At 38.1% G+C, this 19,161-nt stretch carries 22 protein-coding genes; 3 read left to right on the top strand and 19 right to left on the bottom strand.

From position 1 onward, the window contains the following. Positions 1-7 precede the first annotated feature (7 nt). Positions 8-1,294 (bottom strand): solute carrier family 23 protein, encoded by a 1,287-nt coding sequence (locus tag AC4PG8_RS07430; protein WP_070753668.1) that lies wholly within the window; start codon positions 1,292-1,294, stop codon positions 8-10. Positions 1,295-1,422: 128 nt separating this feature from the next. Then, positions 1,423-1,974, bottom strand: coding sequence for a bifunctional pyr operon transcriptional regulator/uracil phosphoribosyltransferase PyrR (gene pyrR, locus AC4PG8_RS07435; protein WP_003762971.1), 552 nt, complete (start codon positions 1,972-1,974; stop codon positions 1,423-1,425). Between the two features lie 230 nt (positions 1,975-2,204). Between pyrR and brfA the strand changes: the two genes are divergently transcribed. Both brfA and AC4PG8_RS07445 read left to right on the top strand, forming a co-directional pair. Continuing rightward, positions 2,205-2,429: a ribosome rescue factor BrfA gene (brfA, locus tag AC4PG8_RS07440; protein WP_003762973.1), complete on the top strand. Its 225-nt coding sequence runs from the start codon at positions 2,205-2,207 to the stop codon at positions 2,427-2,429. 94 nt (positions 2,430-2,523) lie between these two features. Then, the gene (locus AC4PG8_RS07445; protein ID WP_185505127.1) at positions 2,524-3,348 is read left to right on the top strand and encodes an STAS domain-containing protein; all 825 of its coding nucleotides are present in this window, start codon (positions 2,524-2,526) and stop codon (positions 3,346-3,348) included. Positions 3,349-3,365: 17 nt separating this feature from the next. Here the strand turns inward: AC4PG8_RS07445 and AC4PG8_RS07450 are convergent, their stop codons facing one another. From AC4PG8_RS07450 to AC4PG8_RS07460, 3 genes are all read right to left on the bottom strand, one after another. Further along, entirely contained in the window at positions 3,366-4,274 is a 909-nt protein-coding gene (locus AC4PG8_RS07450; protein WP_003762977.1) for an RluA family pseudouridine synthase, read from the bottom strand. Then, a complete protein-coding gene (lspA, locus tag AC4PG8_RS07455) occupies positions 4,274-4,738 on the bottom strand; it encodes a signal peptidase II (protein WP_003729506.1) in 465 nt (154 codons plus the stop codon). The genes AC4PG8_RS07450 and lspA overlap by 1 nt, the downstream gene beginning before the upstream one ends. An 81-nt stretch (positions 4,739-4,819) precedes the next feature. Beyond that, positions 4,820-6,103, bottom strand: coding sequence for an NCS2 family permease (locus AC4PG8_RS07460; protein ID WP_003769323.1), 1,284 nt, complete (start codon positions 6,101-6,103; stop codon positions 4,820-4,822). A gap of 173 nt (positions 6,104-6,276) precedes the next feature. Between AC4PG8_RS07460 and AC4PG8_RS07465 the strand changes: the two genes are divergently transcribed. After that, positions 6,277-7,647, top strand: coding sequence for an MATE family efflux transporter (locus AC4PG8_RS07465; protein WP_003762981.1), 1,371 nt, complete (start codon positions 6,277-6,279; stop codon positions 7,645-7,647). Between the two features lie 14 nt (positions 7,648-7,661). On the opposite strand, the gene AC4PG8_RS07470 is transcribed toward AC4PG8_RS07465, so the two are convergent. From AC4PG8_RS07470 to msrA, 14 genes are all read right to left on the bottom strand, one after another. After that, on the bottom strand, positions 7,662-8,594 hold the full coding sequence (locus tag AC4PG8_RS07470; RefSeq protein ID WP_003762983.1) for a metal ABC transporter substrate-binding protein: 933 nt from the start codon (positions 8,592-8,594) through the stop codon (positions 7,662-7,664). After that, positions 8,591-9,433, bottom strand: a complete 843-nt coding sequence (locus tag AC4PG8_RS07475; protein ID WP_492170224.1) for a metal ABC transporter permease — start codon at positions 9,431-9,433, stop codon at positions 8,591-8,593. The genes AC4PG8_RS07470 and AC4PG8_RS07475 overlap by 4 nt, the downstream gene beginning before the upstream one ends. Before the next feature lie 2 nt (positions 9,434-9,435). After that, positions 9,436-10,158, bottom strand: coding sequence for a metal ABC transporter ATP-binding protein (locus tag AC4PG8_RS07480; protein WP_003762987.1), 723 nt, complete (start codon positions 10,156-10,158; stop codon positions 9,436-9,438). A gap of 154 nt (positions 10,159-10,312) precedes the next feature. Further along, positions 10,313-10,735, bottom strand: a complete 423-nt coding sequence (locus tag AC4PG8_RS07485) for a MarR family winged helix-turn-helix transcriptional regulator (RefSeq protein ID WP_003769328.1) — start codon at positions 10,733-10,735, stop codon at positions 10,313-10,315. A 37-nt stretch (positions 10,736-10,772) separates the two neighbouring features. Next, positions 10,773-12,263, bottom strand: a complete 1,491-nt coding sequence (locus tag AC4PG8_RS07490; RefSeq protein ID WP_003762989.1) for a lmo1851 family serine protease — start codon at positions 12,261-12,263, stop codon at positions 10,773-10,775. A gap of 152 nt (positions 12,264-12,415) precedes the next feature. Continuing rightward, positions 12,416-12,622 carry a heavy-metal-associated domain-containing protein gene (locus AC4PG8_RS07495; protein ID WP_033532925.1) on the bottom strand — a complete coding sequence of 69 codons (207 nt, stop codon included), beginning with the start codon at positions 12,620-12,622 and terminating at the stop codon, positions 12,416-12,418. 12 nt (positions 12,623-12,634) lie between these two features. Further along, positions 12,635-14,848, bottom strand: a complete 2,214-nt coding sequence (locus AC4PG8_RS07500; RefSeq protein ID WP_010991684.1) for a heavy metal translocating P-type ATPase — start codon at positions 14,846-14,848, stop codon at positions 12,635-12,637. A gap of 14 nt (positions 14,849-14,862) precedes the next feature. Next, positions 14,863-15,156 carry a copper-sensing transcriptional repressor CsoR gene (gene csoR / locus AC4PG8_RS07505; RefSeq protein WP_003762995.1) on the bottom strand — a complete coding sequence of 98 codons (294 nt, stop codon included), beginning with the start codon at positions 15,154-15,156 and terminating at the stop codon, positions 14,863-14,865. A 123-nt stretch (positions 15,157-15,279) separates the two neighbouring features. Beyond that, the gene (locus AC4PG8_RS07510) at positions 15,280-16,104 is read right to left on the bottom strand and encodes a M15 family metallopeptidase (protein WP_003762997.1); all 825 of its coding nucleotides are present in this window, start codon (positions 16,102-16,104) and stop codon (positions 15,280-15,282) included. A 57-nt stretch (positions 16,105-16,161) separates the two neighbouring features. Beyond that, on the bottom strand, positions 16,162-16,863 hold the full coding sequence (deoD, locus tag AC4PG8_RS07515) for a purine-nucleoside phosphorylase (protein ID WP_003767481.1): 702 nt from the start codon (positions 16,861-16,863) through the stop codon (positions 16,162-16,164). A 12-nt stretch (positions 16,864-16,875) separates the two neighbouring features. Beyond that, positions 16,876-17,109, bottom strand: coding sequence for a YozE family protein (locus tag AC4PG8_RS07520; protein WP_003763000.1), 234 nt, complete (start codon positions 17,107-17,109; stop codon positions 16,876-16,878). 62 nt (positions 17,110-17,171) lie between these two features. Beyond that, positions 17,172-18,077: a Gfo/Idh/MocA family protein gene (locus tag AC4PG8_RS07525; protein WP_010991685.1), complete on the bottom strand. Its 906-nt coding sequence runs from the start codon at positions 18,075-18,077 to the stop codon at positions 17,172-17,174. A gap of 83 nt (positions 18,078-18,160) precedes the next feature. Further along, a complete protein-coding gene (msrB, locus tag AC4PG8_RS07530; protein WP_003769339.1) occupies positions 18,161-18,598 on the bottom strand; it encodes a peptide-methionine (R)-S-oxide reductase MsrB in 438 nt (145 codons plus the stop codon). 6 nt (positions 18,599-18,604) lie between these two features. Continuing rightward, positions 18,605-19,138 carry a peptide-methionine (S)-S-oxide reductase MsrA gene (gene msrA, locus AC4PG8_RS07535; protein ID WP_003769341.1) on the bottom strand — a complete coding sequence of 178 codons (534 nt, stop codon included), beginning with the start codon at positions 19,136-19,138 and terminating at the stop codon, positions 18,605-18,607. Between the last annotated feature and the right edge of the window lie 23 nt (positions 19,139-19,161).

The raw sequence follows: 19,161 nt of genomic DNA on the forward strand, positions 1-19,161 counted from the left end.
TGGTGTGTTATGCTGATTTGTGCTCGGCTGGTAATACTAAGTTTAAGATAATCCCAATAACTGCTGCGAGTGCCATACCAGATAGTTCGAACGTACCAGCTTTAATGAACAAGCCGCCAATTCCTACTACTAGTACAACAGAAGCGATAATCATATTACGATTGACACTTAAATCAATTTTGTTTTCAATCATCATTCGAAGTCCACTTGTCGCAATAACCCCAAAGAGTAGCAGGGAAATTCCGCCTAGAACTGCTGTTGGAACCGAGGTGATAACTGCATTAATGTAGCCGATAAATCCGAAGAGGATAGCGAAAACTGCCGCGCCTCCTATAACAAACACGCTATATACTTTTGTAATTGCTAGAACACCAATGTTTTCACCGTATGTTGTTACAGGTGGTCCACCGATTAACGATGCGATAATCGAAGCCGTACCATCCGCAAGCAAGGAACGATGAAGTCCTGGATCTTTGAAAAAGTTTTTATTTGTAATTCGATTAAGTAGTAATTGATGCCCCATATGTTCTGCCATCGTAACAAACGCTAGTGGCGCCATACTGAGGATGACTGTAATAGTAATTACTGGGTCGATATTTACAAATGGAATACTGAAATCTGGTACTTGGAAAAACGAGGCATTTTTGATTAACGTGTAATCTACCATACCGAAAGCCATACTTGTTAAGTAACCTACTGTGAAGCCAAACAAAATCGGAATCAAGCCCATAAATCCTTTGAAAAACATCATGGCGATTATGGTTGCAAGGAGCGTGATTATTGCTACAGCTAAAGTTTCTAAACTATATTTACCATTGTTCGTTCCCATCGCCATCGCAGCCGCACTTGGAGCTAGCGACAAACCGATAACCATAATAACTGGTCCAACAACAATTGGCGGTAATACTTTTTGAATCCAATCAACACCCGCATAATAAACAATCAAAGAAACAATTGCATAAACTACTCCGACTGAGAAAGTTCCGACCATAACTGCGCCCGGCCCTCCGCCAGATTTTGCTGCAAGTAATGCTGTAATTGGTGCAATAAAGGTAAAGGAAGAACCTAGATATGCGGGGATTTTCCCGCGAGTAATTCCTAGATAAGCAAGTGTCCCGAGCCCGCTAGATACAAGCGCCACTCCCGGACTTAACCCTGTCACACTTGGCACAAAGATAGTAGAGCCAAACATGGTGAAAAGGTGCTGGATGCTAAGAATAATCCATTTATTAAAGCTTGGTTTTTCGTGTATATCTAGTACTGGTTTTGTCACTGTTTCTGTCGTTTCTGTCATTTTCTTCCCTCTTTCTTCATAAAAAATACCCCTTGCCTCGGTCGACAAAGAGTATAGAATAATCCCCTATAGAAATTAATCACTCTTTGTCAGCCTCACAGGACTGCTTTTAAAAAAGTGTTACATTGTTATTCATTTTTGTTGATAATAACCGCATCTTCTGAATGATCCACATCGGTCAAACGCACTTCTACTCGCTCGTTACCTGATGTTGGAATATTTTTCCCTACGTAGTCTGCTCTGATTGGAAGCTCTCTATGACCCCGATCAGCCAGCACTGCAAGGTGAATTTGCGCAGGTCTACCTACATCCATTAAGGCGTCCATTGCGGCACGCACAGTTCGACCTGTATAAAGCACATCATCTACAAGAACGACTTTTTTTCCATTAATATCAAATGGAATGTTCGTCCCATGTACAGCGGGTTCGCGCGTTTTATCATCTTTGAAAGATAAATCATCGCGATAAAGTGTAATGTCAATATCCCCGACTGGCACGTCAATACCTTCAATTTCAAGTATCCGCTTATGCAAACGCTCCGCAAGATAAATACCACGAGTCTTAATACCGACAAGCGCTAAATTCTTTGTCCCTTTGTTTCGTTCGATGATTTCGTAACTAACCCGGGTAAGCGCGCGTTTGATTGCCGCTTCGTCCATGACAACTACTTGTTTTTGCATCCGAAATCTCTCCTTTTGTGCAAAAAAATAACCCTCTGCCAGTGTAAGCAAGGGAACGCGTACGAGTATACAAATAACCCGTCAAATTATCGTCACCTTCTTAGCCTCTCTGGACTATGTTAAAGGACTTTATTTCATTAGATTCATCTTACCTGAAAGAACTCTCCCTGTCAATCAAAAAAATATAAAACATGTTATACTGTTTATAATAAAATAAAGGAGGCCAAAGTATGGCTACATCTAAAGCGAAAAAGAAACGCCAAAAACTAGTGCGCGAAGGTCGTTTAAATCCAGAAATCAAACGAAGTCCCTTTGCACTAATTGATCTAAGCTCCAAGCAAACAAAAACTAAAAAAGGATATCTTTATAGTAGGAAAAAGAAGAATCACCAAGAAGATGATTCTTTTTTTGCGGTTTTTTTTAAGTTTTCACATTTTATACATAAAACGGTTTAAAATAATGGGCTCACTCTAGAAATTATTCCTCTTTTTTTATGCTTTATGCTATGCTTTAATAGCTAAAAAAACATCTACTTAAGAGGTGAATAGAATGAGCATTATGAATAGTTTATTACAACAGAAAGAAACCGTCGTTAAAGGTTGGCTTACGTATTATGTATCTGTGGATGATCCATATGTTTTTGCCTTAAAAGATGACCACCGCCTAATGGACGAAACCGGTTTTGTCTTGGAAAATTTATTTATTGGTATGACCGAAGACCTTGCAAAAATGAATACATTCGCTCGTGAATTAGGAAAGGCACAATTTATTACATCACTTGGCATTTCACGCATTTTATTTCATATTCGTTTACTAGAAGAATTTTTACTAGATTATGCCTCGGAAATAAATGCAGAATGTAATAATTACCGCGAGTTATATCTTTTTAGCATCAAACTCCACCAAGTATTTAGTAGTTTCACACAACATTTAATCGAAGGATACACACTCGCTACAGAACAATTAGTCCAACAAAAAGAAAACCAAATCATCAAAAGTTCAACAAAACTAATTTGGCTTGCTGAAAAAGTATTTCTTTTGCCACTTATAGGAAAAATAACGGATGAACGGGCAAAACAAATTACCGAAACAGCGCTTTTTGAAACGTGCGAACAACCCGTAAACTACTTGATTATTGACTTATCTGGCGTACAATTTGATTCAGCAAATATTGGCGAATATATCGAGCAATTCTTCTCTTCACTCAAACTTGTAGGAGTGACACCAATCATTACTGGAATGCAGCCGGAAACCGCCAAAATAATGGTACAAGCCAACTTGACCGAGCAAAAAGGCATTAAAACATTTGCTACTTTACGTCAAGCAACTAAATCACTTATCAAAGAAAAAGAAGCAAGAAACGCCATTAAATAGGCATTCTTGCTTCTTTTTTAGTTTTCTTGTCGTAATGATTTAAGCGCTTGTTCAAAAGAATCTGGTAGTGGTGCTTCAAAGGTCATTCGTTCGTTTGTCGTCGGATGATCAAATCCTAGTTTGGCCGCATGAAGGAATTGTCCATTACCTTTTATTGTATTTTTTGGTCCGTATTTTGGATCACCAGCTAGCGGATGACCAATATATTTAAGGTGGACACGAATTTGGTGTGTCCGCCCCGTGTCAAGCTTACAGTTAATAAGAGTATAACCAGGCAAACGCTCAATTACTTCAAAATGAGTCCGCGCTTCTTTGCCGTCACGAACAACAGCCATTTTTTGACGGTCTTCTTTTGCTCGGCCAATTGGCGCTTCAATCGTTCCTTTTTGATGAACAATATCACCATGGACGAGTGCGATATATTCTCGATCAGATGTTTTATCTTTTAATTGTTTGGCTAGTGATTCATGCGCATGGTCGTTTTTAGCAACCATAAGTAATCCCGATGTATCTTTATCAATTCGGTGAACAATCCCTGGACGAATTTTACCATTTATACCAGATAAATCATCACAATGAAACAATAAAGCATTTACAAGCGTTCCACTCGCATGACCAGCTGATGGATGAACCACCATTCCCTCAGGTTTATTTACAACGAGCATATCTTTGTCTTCAAAATAAATATCAAGTGGAATATCTTCGGCTAAAATCTCCAGTTCTTCTGGTTCACGAGCTTCATAACGAATTTCGTCTCCTACTTGAACTTTATAATTCGGCTTCGCAAGTTCTCCGTTTACTGTTATATCGCCATTTTTTAGCATAAGTTGTATCGCTGAACGACTTTTTTCCATCATTTCAGCAATAACTTTATCCACACGTTCCCGGGCGTGACTCTCTTCTATAATCAATGTTTCATTCTGCATTATTTAATTCCTTTCGTTTTGCGGTCGTCTACAAAAACATACACGAGCATTAGTACGACACCAACTGAAAGCGCGGCATCTGCCACATTAAAGATTGGGAAGTAATAATTTCCCCACACTGTTTGTACAAAATCCACCACTTCCTGATGCAAGATCCGGTCGATAAAATTACCAATCGCACCACCTAGAATAAACGCTAAACTAATGGAAAATAGTCGCTTTCCTTTGGCATATTTTTGCATAATATAAATTATAATTCCAATAACGATTACAGTAATAAGATAGAAAAACCACATATGCCCTTCTAAAATACTCCAAGCTGCTCCGTCATTACGATAGCTTGTCCAGTATAAAAATCCAGGAATAACTTCTATTTTCTGTCCAATTTCCATGTTTTGAACAACAATCCATTTAGTCAATTGGTCTAGCGCAATCACGGCTAGGGTGATTAGATAATAATACATTTTTCGAACCCTCTTTTCACATCAGATAGATAAAAAGTACGCGCTCCCCTTTAAAATTAAGAAGAGCGCATTGCTTCTTTGTTATTGTATGATAAATTGAAGCAAAAATAAAGCTGCAATCACATACATGACTGGTGAAGTACGTTCTTCGTTCTTCGTAAAAGCGCGAAGAATTGGATACGCGATAAAACCAGCTGCAATTCCGTCTGCAATACTATACGTCAGCGGGATTAACACAATAATCAGTAGTGCTGAAAAAGTTTCTGCCGGATTGGATAAATCCATTTCTTTAAATTCTTGCAGCATCGACATCCCAATTACAACTAAAATGGGCGCGATCGCACTGTTCGGAATAAAAGATAATACCGGCATTAAGAAAAGGGATGCGATAAAGAACAGACCAGTCGTGATTGTTGCTAAACCAGTTTTTGCTCCACTCGCAAACATAGAACCACTTTCAAGCGCAGAGATGGTTGGGCTTGTACCAAATAAGCCAGATAAAAAGGCAGTTAGGGAGCTCGCTTTTAAAACTCGTGGTAATTTTTCGGTTTGTTTTAGTTGTCTTACTTGACCATTTGTAAGACCAACCGTTTCAAACACAATGACCATTGTCATCGTAAAGACGGCACTCCAAAAACTAACGCTCGCCATCCCAGAAAAATCGGCTTTAAAGAGAACATCACTCCACGGCGCAACACTAATCGAAGCGCCATCAGCTTTCCCGGTTACACCAAACATTACTCCAACAAGTGTTCCGATAATTAAACTCCATAAGAAAGTGCCCGGAATTTTTCGGATAACTAAAATCATTGTTAGTAAAAGTGTAACTAGAGTTGCTAAGACGAATGGATCGCTTAAATCTCCAACTGCAATAATGGCATGTTTCCCACTTGTTACGATTCCGCCTTTTTCAAGCCCTAGGAAGATTAAGAAAATACCTAATCCGACCGTAATTGCTTGTTTTAAAATGAGCGGAATAGCTTTATTTAGTTTTCCTGCAAGTGGTGTGAACGCAAGAATCATAAATAATAAGCCACTCATCGTAACAGCAGCAAGTGCAACCTGCCAACTTAGTCCCATTCCTTGAACAAGGGTATATGCAAACAGCGCATTAATCCCCATTCCTGGCATTAGAATAAGTGGTGCATTTGCCCAAAATCCCATAATCAAACAACCTAACGCCGAAATAAAAATCGTCGCAAGGACTGCCCCTTGATAAGGAACTCCAGCCTCAGCTAAAATCGAGCTATTGACGACAATAATATACGCCACCGTAAAAAAGCCAATCATACCAGCTAAAAATTCAGTCCGGATATTGGTTTTATGCTCGTTCAGCCGAAATACTTTGTTGAAAAATTTCTGCATACTTTTTCCTCATTATGAAATTGTCCCTCTCCCAACCCGCAGAGTATTGCCCCTGCCACAGAACTTTATTATAACAAAGATAGTACATATACGAAAGGAAAAGTTTTTTGTAACGCCGCCAGAATGCCTTATTTGTGCTATAATCTTTAAGGATGTAAAAAGGAGATGATTACTTGCAACAAACAGTCACATACGGAGCTAAATGGAAACAGTTTTTAACGATATTCACACCGATTGTCATTACGCAACTTACGCTTTTTTCTATGACATTTTTTGACACCACGATGAGCGGAAATTATTCGAATCAGGCGCTGGCTGGTGTAGCGATTGGTAGCTCGTTTTGGGCTCCAGTGAATGCCGCTTTTTCTGGGTTATTAATGGCAATTACACCAATCATTGCCCAGTTAATTGGAGCAAAGAAAGAAAAACAAGTCAAAAACACCGTACATAATGGTTTATATATTGCTTTATTTTTAGCTTTTATTTTAATTCTTATTAATTTTTTAGTCGTTCCAACGATTTTGACGCATATGCCTGTCACCGCAGAAGTTGCGCATATCGCTCGCCACTTCTTAAATGGAATATGTATTGGGATTCCCGCTTTTTTTATTTCAGCGATTTTACGCTCATTCATTGATTCGCTTGGTTTGACCAGAGTCACCATGTTAATCACGCTTTGTACAGTTCCTTTTAATATCTTTTTAAATTACTGCTTTATTTTTGGGAATTTTGGCTTTCCAGAAATGGGAGGTGCTGGTAGTGGTTATGCGACAGGGATTACGTACTGGCTTGTTGTGTTAGTTAGCGTTATTTTGATTCAAACACAAACGAGATTACGTAAATTTGGTATTTTTAAAGGACTTACTGCCCTTCGTTTTTCCAAAGTAAAAGAAATTATTGGGATTGGGGTTCCAAATGGTTTAACGATTTTATTTGAAACGAGTATTTTCTCGGCGGTTACGATTTTAATGGGTGCTTTTGGGACGGAGACGATTGCGGCGCATCAATCGGCAAATAGTGTTTGTACGTTGCTTTACGCCTTCCCGCTTAGTGTCGCTTCCACGCTGACAATACTTGGTGGTTATGAAACGGGCGCAAAACGGTTAAAAGACGCCAAACAATATCGCCATATTGGTATGACGGCCGCGATTCTAATTGGCTGTATTAATGGAGCGATACTGTTTTTCTTCCGTGATATTATTGCTGGCTTCTACACGAATGACGCAGAATTAAGTGATTTAATTATGCATTTCTTAGTCTATGCGATATTATTTCAATTTGCAGATGCAGTTTTATCACCTGTTCTTGGGGCGCTTCGGGGTTATAAAGATGTTGCAATTACCTCGATTATCGCCTTTATCTCCTATTGGTTAATTGGACTCCCAGTAGGTTACGGCTTATCATTTACAAATTTAGGACCATTTGGTTACTGGATAGGATTAAGTACTGGCTTGTTTGTCGCCGCGTTTATTTTATCCATTCGGGTTCGTAAAACGGAACGTAAGCTTTCTTTAAATGCAAAAAACGCAGAGATTTCGAGTTAATCTCTGCGTTTTTTTTATTTAGCTAAACCATCATGAATTTTATCAAGATTATAGCGCATCATTTCTAAATAAGTGTCGCCTTCTTCGCCTTTTTTCGCAGTAGAATCCGTGAAGATTTTAGCGAAAATTGGTACGCCGGTTTCCTTAGATACACTTTCCATACTGCGCGGATCCACGCTCGTTTCGACAAATAAGTTAGGTACTCGCTCTTTTTCAACGATACTAATAATTTGTTTCATTTGGTCAGGTGTGCCTTGACTTTCCGTGTTGATTTCCCAAATGTACGCAGCTTTTAAACCATAGCGAGCAGCAAAATATTTAAATGCCCCTTCACTTGTCACTAATGTTTTTTGATTTTCTGGTAGATCCGCAAATTTTTGTTTTGCCTCTTTATCCAGTGTTGCTAGTTTATCGATATATTTTTTGGCATTTTCTTTATAAAAACTAGCATTGTCTGGATCAGCCTTCACAAGTGCATCGCGCACATTTTCAGTATAAATAATACCGTTATGAAGATCTAACCAGGCATGTGGGTCTGTTTCAGATGTCTTTCCTTTTTCTGTTAAATATTTTGGTTTTACCCCTTTACTTAACTCGACTACTTGGTCTTTGTCATCTCTTGATTTATCAGCTGTTTCGAGCATTCGGTCAAACCAACCATTCCCAGTTTCTAAGTTTAAGCCATTGTAAAAAATTAAATCTGCATCTGCTGCACTTTGAATATTATCTGGCAAAGGATCATATTCATGCGGGTCAACGCCAACTGGCACAATGCTATGGAGTTCAATTTTATCCCCACCGACATTTTTTACAATATCCGCTAAAATGGAGTAGGTAGCCACCACATTTAATTTGTCCCCTGTTTTTTTCGTGTCGCTATTTTGGCTTGAACACCCCGCCAGTACTAGTACTAAAGCGAAAAGCGTCCCAACTATAACTTTTTTCATTCAATAACCTCCTTCTTTTTAGAAAACAATAATCCTTGTTTTGGTGCGAATATAAAGGCAATAAAGAAAATAATTGTTGCAACTAATACCATTGCCGCACCTGATGCTAAGTTGAAAATATAACTGAAATAAAGTCCAATAATTGCACTCACTGCGCCAAATGTGGAAGCGAGTATAATCATTTTAGATAATTTATTTGTGAGAAGATACGCTGTTGCAGCTGGTGTAATTAACATTGCCACTACTAAGATAATTCCAACTGTTTGTAAGGCCGAAACCGTCACAAGTGTCAGCAGTAGCATTAAGAAGTAGTGTAAGAACCGCACATTTAAACCGTATGCTTCTGCCATCACTGGATCAAATGAGCTTACTAGAAATTCTTTATAAAATATTGCGACTAGCGAAATAACCAGTATCGCGATAATAATTGTCATCCACATATCCGAACTCCGCACCGCAAGCACATTTCCGAATAAGATATGGTACAAATCGGTACTACTCTTCGCGAATGAAATTAAAATAATTCCGAGTGCGAAAAATGCACTAAACACGATGCCGATTGCTGTATCATTTTTAATCCGACTTTTTTGATTAACAAAGCCGATGCCAAGTGCTGCTGCAATGCCGAATGTTGCTGCACCTATGAAGAAGTTCATCCCCATCATATAAGAAATTGCTACACCAGGTAACACCGCATGAGAGATCGCATCACCCATTAACGACATTCCTCGCAAAATGATAAAACTACCAATTACACCTGATACAATACCAACTGTCACGGAAGTAATAAGCGCTTTTTGTAAAAAACCATATTGCATTAATCCTTCTAAAAACAGCATCTCTACACCCCCGCCGCAAATGCTACCGGTGCATCACCATAAGCAAATTGAATTTTTTCTTCTGTAAATGTTTGTTCTACCGGACCGTGTGCCACTAATTTTTTATTGAGTAAAATAATGTCATCAAAATAAGCAGCTACTTTATGGAAATCATGGTGGACGACTACGATAGTTTTTCCGTTATCTCTTAGCTTTTTTAACAATTTCATAATAAGCGCTTCGCTAGTCATATCAATGCCAGCAAATGGTTCATCTAAAAAGAAGATTTCCGCATGTTGCGCTAAGGCACGAGCAATAAACACACGCTGCAATTGACCACCTGACAGTTCGCCGATTTGTCTTTTACTAAATGCCGTCATCTCCACTTGTTCTAAAGCATCAAATGCCAGCTGTTTTTCTTTTTTACCAGGGCGTTTTATTAATCCCAGGGCCGGATAAGTACCAAGAAGTACCATATCAAAAACAGTGATTGGAAAAGTTAAATCTACTTCACTACGCTGCGGGACATAAGCGATTTTCTTTCTCCAATAAGTGAGAGGCTTGTTATCTAATGTTACTTGGCCTTTTTCGCGTGGAACTAATCCCATCATTCCTTTTAATAAGGTAGATTTGCCAGCACCATTGGGACCGACAATCCCAGTTAATTTTCCTGTTGCTATTTGAAGAGTGACATCATCAATCGCCACTTTTTGTTTATATGCTATCGTTAAACCTTGAATGTTCATTTCTACCACCCTTTTCCCATAAGACTATTTTTTATACTTAACTAAAAATGTTTCCTTAGTGCAACTTTAATCCAAAGTATAACGAACAATTATTTTTTTGTAAAGTAAAATGTCTAAAAAAAATCCTGTAGTTTTATTAACTACAGGATTTTTACTATTTATTTGATTGTGAGCCATCTGCTAATTTTTTTAGTAATTTGCGGAATTCCGCTTGTTCGTACTCGGAAAAAACAGCAAAACGTTTAACAATCATTTCTTTTTTCTTTTTATCAATTTCTTTGACAAATTCCTCGGCATTAGATGTTAATTTTAATTCGATAATACGGCGGTCTACTTCAGAACGATGACGAGTAATTAATTTCTCTTCGACTAAAGTATCTGTAATGGCTGTGATGTGACTGGCTGAAACATCAAGCGTTTTAGCTAAATCAGATGTTTTCGTTAATCCGCTAGAAATAAGGCTCAAGACACGGTATTCGCTACCGCTTAGTCTTTTGTCAAGAACAGCTTCTACCTCATGACGAAAACTATTAAAAATTCGCTTAATCAATGTTTCAATTTCTAAGTATGTTTCCATTTTTTGCTACCTCCAGTTTTTCAAAAAAGTTATGCGTTTACTTCACCAAGGCTTTTGCTTTTTGTAGTTGTGGATCTGTTTCTTTTAGATGTTTTTGCGTTAGTTCAACTAATTTATCCGTTGTCACGCCGGTCATAATTCCCGTAACATCTAAATTATTTGCTGCTTGAAATCTTTGTACTGCATATTCTGTATCTATATCGTATAAGCCATCTACTTTTCCAACGTTGTAGTCTAGCGCTTTTAGCAATGTTTCGATTGTTTTCACATCATCACCAAAATCGCCATTTTTGTAGACTTTTGTGGAGGAAGGAATAGTCATAGTTGCGTAACTTGGCATGTTCACAACCACATCTGGCGTAATACCTTTTTCATGAATCCATTCGCTATTTGGCGTCAACCATTTTGCGACTGTTAATTTAAGTGTGGAGTCATCGGATAAAGTAGTCGCTGTTTGCACAGTACCTTTACCAAACGATTTATTTCCTACAAGTTTAATGCCGCCAGATTCTTTCGCTGCTGCTGCCAGAATTTCTGATGCACTTGCACTCCCACCATCTATAAGCATTGTTGTTGGTACTTTAACTTTATAATCACCATGTGAGCTGCTATCGGCTTTAATGGCGGATTTATCGCCATCTTTTCCTTGTTCTTGAACGACAATTTTGCCATCAGGAACGAATAAACTAGAAATAGAGACTGCTTGATCGAGTAACCCACCTGGATTTCCTCGTAAATCAATCACAAGTCCTTTCATACCATCTTTTTCCAAAGCTTTTAATGCTTTTTCAAGCTCATCATAGGTATTTTCAGAGAAGGTACTAATAGTTACGTGGGCAATTTTGTCATTACCCATTTCTTTATAGACCGTTTCGATTGGAATTTCGTCACGTGTAATAGTTACGTCAAACGGTTTATCTTCATTTGAGCGTTGGATAGTTAAAGTGACATCCGTTCCTTTTTCACCACGAATTTTTTTAGTTGCTTCTGTCGCTGTATCGCCTTTGACAGATTTGCCATCAACTTGTGTAATAATATCTTGAGGGCGCAAACCAGCTTTTTCAGCCGGGGAGTTTTTAATTGGAGAGACAACTACGATAGCTCCATCTTTTTCTTGAATTTCAGCACCAATTCCTTCAAAGCTAGAAGAAATTGTGTCATTAAATTCCGCCGATTCTTTTTTCGACATAAAGGTGGAATACGGATCATCTAAGGAATTTACCATACCTGTGATTGCTCCGTCTATCATGTTAGTGGATTTCGTGTCTTTATAGTATTTCTCAGAGATTTCATCATAGACATCATAGAGCTTTGTGAATTCTTTTCGCTCAGGGATGCTGACTTTCACTTGCTTATCATCCCCTAAAGACATGACGATCGTTGTTACTAATGCGGTAACAAATACAAAAGCAAATAAAAGCATTATAAATGGGAATAATTTCATTTTTATATAACCATTGCCAGGTTTTGTTTTTTCTTCTTCGGGTTTCTCCACTTTTTCTTCTTTGTTTTGTGGGGATTGTTCCATCTTTCTTCACCACTTTCTATGTAAAATGTAACTAATAATAGTACATTTTATTTAACTCATTTATTTTACCAGTTTTCCAAACATTTTGGTATCTTTTTTTCATGACAAAGAAAAAAGAGGGATTCACTCAGGAATCCCTCTCGCTTCTGAACTTAAGCTACTTCATATCCTGCTTCTTCTACAGCATCAATTAAAGCATCTTCAGTTACTTGACCTTTTTCGAATTCAATCGTTGCTGTTCCTTCATCCAAAGAAACTACAGCGCTTTTTACACCACTTACTTCTGATAAAGCTTTGGTGACGCGAGCCTCGCAGTGTCCACAAGTCATACCTTCTACAGTTAATGTTAATTTTTCCATTTTCTTTTCCTCCTATGATTTAAATTTATATCTTTTTAGGCGTAGTGCGTTAGTTACAACCGAAACGGAACTAAATGCCATCGCAAGTCCGGCTACCCATGGGGCAAGTAAGCCAAGTGCAGCTACTGGAATACCCGCACAGTTATAAGCAAGTGCCCAGAAAAAGTTTTGTCGGATGTTTCGCATCGTTGCTTTTGAAAGTTCGATTGTTTCTGGAATAAGTGTTAAACGGTGACTTACGAGCGTTACATCACCAGTTTCAATCGCAATATCTGTTCCCGTTCCAATACTAATGCCAATATCACTCGCTGCAAGAGCTGGAGCATCATTAATACCATCGCCAACAAATGCAACAATATGGCCTTCTTGTTGTAGTTTTTCTACTAATGCGCTTTTATCATTAGGTAGTTGTTCGGCAAAAAACATATCGGCTCCTAAATCTTTCGCCATATTTTCTACTACAACAGATTGGTCGCCGGAACAAATAGCTGTTTTAATACCTTGTGCTTGCAGTTTTTGAATTGCTTCTTTTGCCTCTGGTCGTGGTGTATCGGATAAAGCAAGTGCTCCGGCATAAGTACCGTCTATTGCCATTGCTACAACCGTTTTCCCTGCATTCATCCAACTTTGGATTAATTCATCTTCTTCGCTCGGGATAGTTGTAAGTGAAGACACATAGCGATAAGCGCCAAGTTCCACTTTACTATCATCCAAATTACCTGTCATCCCATGCCCAGCTTTGGCGCGGATTTTTCCTTGTTTTACATCTGATACATCGATTTTTTCAGATTCTAACATGTTAATAATCGCTTTGGCAATTGGATGTTCCGATTGTTGTTCCATCAAGAATAAATAAGGGAAAAATTTATCGTTGCTTGCTTTTTTATCACTTACTTCTAATTTACCTTCTGTCAAAGTACCAGTTTTATCAAAAACAATTGTGTCGACTTTGGAAGTACGTTCTAAATGTTCCCCGCCTTTAAATAATATCCCACTTTCGGCGCCTTTACCAGTTCCGGCCATAATCGCTGTTGGTGTTGCGAGCCCAAGAGCACAGGGACAAGCAATAACTAAAACAGCAATTGCAGCTTCTAATGATCCATCTACCGTGCCTGTTACAAGGTACCAAATAATAAATGTTACAGCTGCAATTCCAAGTACAATCGGTACAAAAATACCCGAGATTTTATCTGCCAAACGTTGAATTGGCGCTTTAATTCCTTGCGCTTCTTCCACTAAACGAATAATCGATTCTAAAACGGTTTCTTCCATTCGTTTCGTAATTTTTGCTTGGAAAGCTCCGTCAAAGTTGATAGTCGCTCCAATAACAGAATCACCTGGTTTTTTCTCTACAGGCACGGGTTCACCAGTAATCATCGCTTCATCAATGCTTGTTTCTCCGGAGATAATTTCTGCATCCATTGGTACTTTTTCACCAGGACGAACTAGAATAATATCACCAATTTTGAGAGAATCTACTGGTACTAACCATTCTTTGCCTTCACGAATAACAGTTGCTTCTTTCGCTTGTAGTTCGAGTAATCCGGCAATAGATTCTGTTGTTCTCGAAGTTGCATATGATTCGAGTAATTTACCTAATAAGATCAACGTAATCAATACAGCACTTGTTTCAAAGTAATAATGCGGCATCACGCTTGGATCAATCATATGACGGATATATTCCACTACACTATAAAAGTAAGCTGCGGATGTACCAAGTGCGACCAAAACGTCCATATTTGCACTTTTACCTCGAAGCGCCTTATAAGCCCCATCATAAAACCGCCAACCAATATAAAATTGGACAATGGTTGCGAGCACTAATTGAATGGTTGGATTAATCCAGTTACCAATCGTTTCTGCAAACGCCATTTCATGAATATACGGAATGTGAGTAACCATCGTCAAAAGTAATGGCAGTGAGAGCACCGCTGAAAGAATAAAACGTCTCACTTCTTTTTTGAAATTCTTTTCTAAAACGGCGTCTTTTTCTTCTTTTGACATTTTTTCTGCAGCATCATAACCAGCATGCTTCACGACTTTTATTAATTCTTCTGTCGTGGTCACTTCTGGATCATAATACACAGCCGCATTTTCAGTGACTAAATTGACATTGGCTTTTTCAACACCTTCTGCTTTATTTAAAGATTTCTCAATTCTCGTTGAACAAGCCGCACAAGTCATCCCAAAAACATTCAAATCTTGTCTTACATATTTATCATTCACTCTAAATACCCCCCTCAGGTTTTAGAAAACTGACGTATAGCCTTAAGTAAGTCCTCCATTACGTCATCTTCTCCGTTTTTTGCAGCATCCACGACACAGTGTGCTGTATGATGTTCTAATACTTGCAAGCCAACATTTTTAAGTGCTTTATTCGCTGCTGAAATTTGAACTAAGATGTCTGTACAATATCTATCATCCTCGACCATTTGAGCGATACCGCGAATTTGGCCTTCGATACGTCGCAAACGATTTTGAAGTAATTTCGTTTCTTCATCTTTGCGTGGAACAATGGGTTGGTCATGTTTCATATTTTCTCCTCCTTTGTTTCTACAATTAACAGTATACCCCCTATAGGTATATTTTGCAAACATTTAATTTTTAAAAATAAAAAAGAACCATAAACAACTAAATGTTTATGGCTCTAAAGCTTATTATTTTGCGGCATCTACTTTCTTTTGTAGTGCTTTAACATGTTCAAAAAATTCTTCTAATGTCCAGTTATTTTTGTAAATGATTGTTGCAGCGTCTTTGCCAACATAACGATAATGCCAAGATTCGTATTGATATTTCGTAATATCTTCTCTACCTTTCATATAGCGAAGGATAAAGCCGTAATTATGGGCATTTTCTTCTAACCATTTACCTTCTGGGGTAGTTCCAAATGCTTCAGTTAATTCATATGATTGATTTTCTGAGGAAATATCCATCGCTAATCCAGTTTGGTGCTCACTTGTTCCAGGGTAAGCCACTGCTTCTCTAGCTTTTTTATCCCCTTTGGAATTTACTTCAGCTTGGAATACCTCTTGTTGTCGTTTATAAGAACGATAACCCGACACAGCAAAAAGTTTCTTACCATCTTGATTTGCTGCTTTGAACATTTCTTCAAGAGCTGTTCCTGCTTCTTTTCTTAATTGCGCTTTTTCTACTTGTTCATTCCCAAAAGAAAAAGTAACATTTGGTCGAACTAAATCAGGGGGGGTATATGTTGGCTGCAAGGAATAATCTTTATTAGCAAGTACTAATATATTTTCCTCGTTTTCGATATACTGAATCCCATTTTTTTCGACTAATTTATTTTGTTTATCAATGTAAGGATAAAGCGGATCTTTTTCTAAGTCAGCAAGTGTATTATTACTTGTGGCTTTTTGCTCCACTTTAGCGACTGGCTCTGCATTTTGCCCGCCGAAATATTGATCTTCTACCGTGTTAACACAACTGATAGTAACGGCTAAAGCAATTGTTAATAAAGAACTCATATATGTTTATCAACCTTCCTGTATACATTAAGTCAAAATCTAAGGTAGTAATTTTGATTATTTTATTGCTGCTTCTAATGCTACAACAATCATATCATTAAAAGTAGTTTGGCGCTCTTCAGCGGATGTTTCTTCACCTGTAAAAATGTGATCGCTGACTGTTAGAATAGCAAGTGCACGACGGCCATATTTTTGCGCTAATGTATAAAGAGCCGCTGCTTCCATTTCAATTCCCAGTACTCCGTAATCGGCTAATTGTTGTTTATCCAATTGATCATTATAAAAACGATCCGCTGAGAAAACATTACCAACTTTTAGAGATAGGCCTTTTTCAACACCTGCATCATACGCTTTTTTTAATAAAGAAAAATCTGCTACCGGTGCAAAGTCAACGCCAGCAAAAGTGTTACGATTAATTTGAGAATCTGTAGAAGCTGCTTGAGCAATGACAACATCACGAACTTTAACGTCCGCTTGAATGCCGCCCATTGTTCCAACGCGAATCAAATTTTTCACATCATAGCTTTGAATTAATTCATTTACATAAATCGAAATCGATGGAATTCCCATACCAGTTCCCATAACAGAAACTTTTTCGCCTTTATATGTACCAGTAAATCCTAGCATTCCTCTTACTTGGTTAAATAATACAACGTCCTCTAAGAATGTTTCGGCAATGTATTTCGCACGCAAAGGATCTCCTGGTAATAAAATTGTTTCGGCAATTTCCCCTTGTTTTGCTTCGATATGTACGCTCATACTTTTCTCCTCCTAATGTTTGTTTTTCTCTTCATCTAGCAAATACGCTTCCCAAAGTTCATCGAAAATAGACATTCCCGGTAAATACGGCGCATTAAACTCAAGATAGTCACAAAGAATATGATAATTTCTTGTTTGCTTTGGAAAACTATGATCTCGGTATGCATTGTTGGCAAATTCCGTTTTCTGATCTGTTAGCTTCGGGTCCCGATATGTCATTAAAAAATGATAAAATGATCTTCCCAACGTACAACACACTCCGCTCTTTTTATGCTTTAACTATAGTTGATTTCTCGTGAAAAATAAAGTTAATTTTCAAGTTTACTTAGAATTTCTTCTGCTAGTCGATGTGTCTCTAATGCATCTTCTTCAGTAATTGGAGCTTTTTCGCCGTTTCGAACAGCATTTAAAAACGCCTGAATAATCGGTACAAAGCCGCGTTTATAAAGCGTTGTTTCCCAGTCACCAAACCGTTCAAAACGCTCGGTCGTTCCTTCATAAATATGTGTCTCTGTTACATTTTCCACTTCATATTTAGCGCTTTTTGTCATCACGGCTAAACGTTCTTCATTCACACCACTATCCCGGTTCATGATGGCAGTAGCTACTTTATTGCCAGCAGAAATTTGGACAGTTACACTAGACAGTAATTCGTTTTGCCAAACAGGTACCACATGTAATTGATCAATTTTTGCATCAAGTAAATAGCGGACGGTATCAATGACATGGATAAAATCATCATAAATAAAGGTACGTGCCTCACCTGGCTGTCCTGCGCGGTTTTTTTGCATTACTATCATGTTTATATCCGTTAATGCTTTTAATTCTTGATATTTAGGTGCATAACGACGGTTAAATCCTGTCATTAATAACGTGTTTTTTTCTTCGGCTAAGCGCGTCAATTCTTCCACTTCGGCCAAATTATCGGCAATTGGCTTATCTACATAAACTGGAATATTATGTGATAAAAAAGTCCGAATTACTTCTGGATGACTTGCTGTTGAAGAATGTACAAAAGCTGCATTAACGCCAGATTCTATCATTGAATGAATACTTTGATGATAATGATCAAAACGATATTTTTCGCTTAAATGCTTTAATTTTTGTGCATTTCTTGTATAAAGATGGACCTCGATATTTTCCATCTCAGCAAAAACAGGTAAATACGCTTTTTGTGCAATTCCACCAAGTCCCACTACTGCTACTTTCAACATACATTTCACTCCTTTTTCAAAACAATGCCAGAGAATGATTTCGCGATATTATTCTACGCATTTCATTTTCTGGCATCGTTTGTTTATTCAAAGATTTTCTTATAGGTTTGGTAGCCTTCTTCTTCTAACTTATCAACGGGGATAAATCGAAGCGCTGCGGAATTGATGCAGTATCTAAGTCCACCTTGATCTTGTGGTCCATCTGGAAAAACATGCCCTAAGTGCGAATCAGCCTCAACTGACTTCACTTCTGTCCGAATCATCCCATGTGATAAATCTCTATGTTCGATTACTTCTGCTTCGTCAATTGGTTTTGTGAAACTTGGCCAACCACAACCAGCATCATACTGATCATTGGATGAAAATAACGGCTTTCCTGAAACAATATCTACATAGATTCCTTTTGCCACATTATCATAAAATTCATTTTGAAATGGGCGTTCGGTACCCGCTTTTTGGGTCACATTATATTGTATATCTGTTAGTTGTTTAAGTCGCTCGTTTTTTTTACTTTCATCCACTTGACTTCACCCTTTCCAGTTGGCATCTATGAATGCAGCACGACCGGAAGCCACTTGATAACCTTCATAGTGCGCTTTTTCTTTTTTATAGAAATCTTGGTGATATTCCTCTGCAGGATAAAAAGTTTCTGCTTTTGCAATTTCTGTGACTACTGGTTTCTTAAATCTTCCACTTGCATCCAAAGCCGCTTTAGATTTTTCAGCGATTTGTCGTTGTTCCTCATTATGGTAAAAAATAACCGGACGATATGAATCTCCGCGGTCGACAAATTGTCCCGCTGCATCAGTCGGATCTGTTTGTTGCCAGTATACTTCGACTAATTTTTCATAAGGAAATACAGCCGGATCAAATGTAATTTCAACTGCTTCGGTATGCCCTGTTGTCCCGCTGCAAACTTCTTTATATGTTGGATTCACTGTATGTCCACCTGTATAACCCGAAACGACTTTCTCAATTCCTGGCTGTGTGTCAAAAGGTTTTACCATACACCAAAAGCATCCTCCAGCAAATGTTGCTTTTTCAAGTGATTCTTTTGTCATAAAAAATGCCCCCTAACTAGGAT

Source organism: Listeria sp. MAN/IMW/UF555, assembly GCF_058684075.1.

Coding starts and splice junctions, on each gene's coding strand:
- AC4PG8_RS07480 (WP_003762987.1), bottom strand. CDS start 10,158: ATGAACATTCAAGGTTTAACGATAGCATATAAACAAAAAGTGGCGATT.
- AC4PG8_RS07470 (WP_003762983.1), bottom strand. CDS start 8,594: ATGAAAAAAGTTATAGTTGGGACGCTTTTCGCTTTAGTACTAGTACTG.
- AC4PG8_RS07495 (WP_033532925.1), bottom strand. CDS start 12,622: ATGGAAAAATTAACATTAACTGTAGAAGGTATGACTTGTGGACACTGC.
- AC4PG8_RS07460 (WP_003769323.1), bottom strand. CDS start 6,103: ATGCAGAAATTTTTCAACAAAGTATTTCGGCTGAACGAGCATAAAACC.
- csoR (WP_003762995.1), bottom strand. CDS start 15,156: ATGAAACATGACCAACCCATTGTTCCACGCAAAGATGAAGAAACGAAA.
- msrA (WP_003769341.1), bottom strand. CDS start 19,138: ATGACAAAAGAATCACTTGAAAAAGCAACATTTGCTGGAGGATGCTTT.
- AC4PG8_RS07445 (WP_185505127.1), top strand. CDS start 2,524: ATGAGCATTATGAATAGTTTATTACAACAGAAAGAAACCGTCGTTAAA.
- AC4PG8_RS07450 (WP_003762977.1), bottom strand. CDS start 4,274: ATGCAGAATGAAACATTGATTATAGAAGAGAGTCACGCCCGGGAACGT.
- AC4PG8_RS07485 (WP_003769328.1), bottom strand. CDS start 10,735: ATGGAAACATACTTAGAAATTGAAACATTGATTAAGCGAATTTTTAAT.
- AC4PG8_RS07525 (WP_010991685.1), bottom strand. CDS start 18,077: ATGTTGAAAGTAGCAGTAGTGGGACTTGGTGGAATTGCACAAAAAGCG.
- brfA (WP_003762973.1), top strand. CDS start 2,205: ATGGCTACATCTAAAGCGAAAAAGAAACGCCAAAAACTAGTGCGCGAA.
- lspA (WP_003729506.1), bottom strand. CDS start 4,738: ATGTATTATTATCTAATCACCCTAGCCGTGATTGCGCTAGACCAATTG.
- AC4PG8_RS07430 (WP_070753668.1), bottom strand. CDS start 1,294: ATGACAGAAACGACAGAAACAGTGACAAAACCAGTACTAGATATACAC.
- pyrR (WP_003762971.1), bottom strand. CDS start 1,974: ATGCAAAAACAAGTAGTTGTCATGGACGAAGCGGCAATCAAACGCGCG.
- deoD (WP_003767481.1), bottom strand. CDS start 16,863: ATGAGCGTACATATCGAAGCAAAACAAGGGGAAATTGCCGAAACAATT.
- AC4PG8_RS07475 (WP_492170224.1), bottom strand. CDS start 9,433: ATGCTGTTTTTAGAAGGATTAATGCAATATGGTTTTTTACAAAAAGCG.
- AC4PG8_RS07510 (WP_003762997.1), bottom strand. CDS start 16,104: ATGAGTTCTTTATTAACAATTGCTTTAGCCGTTACTATCAGTTGTGTT.
- AC4PG8_RS07490 (WP_003762989.1), bottom strand. CDS start 12,263: ATGGAACAATCCCCACAAAACAAAGAAGAAAAAGTGGAGAAACCCGAA.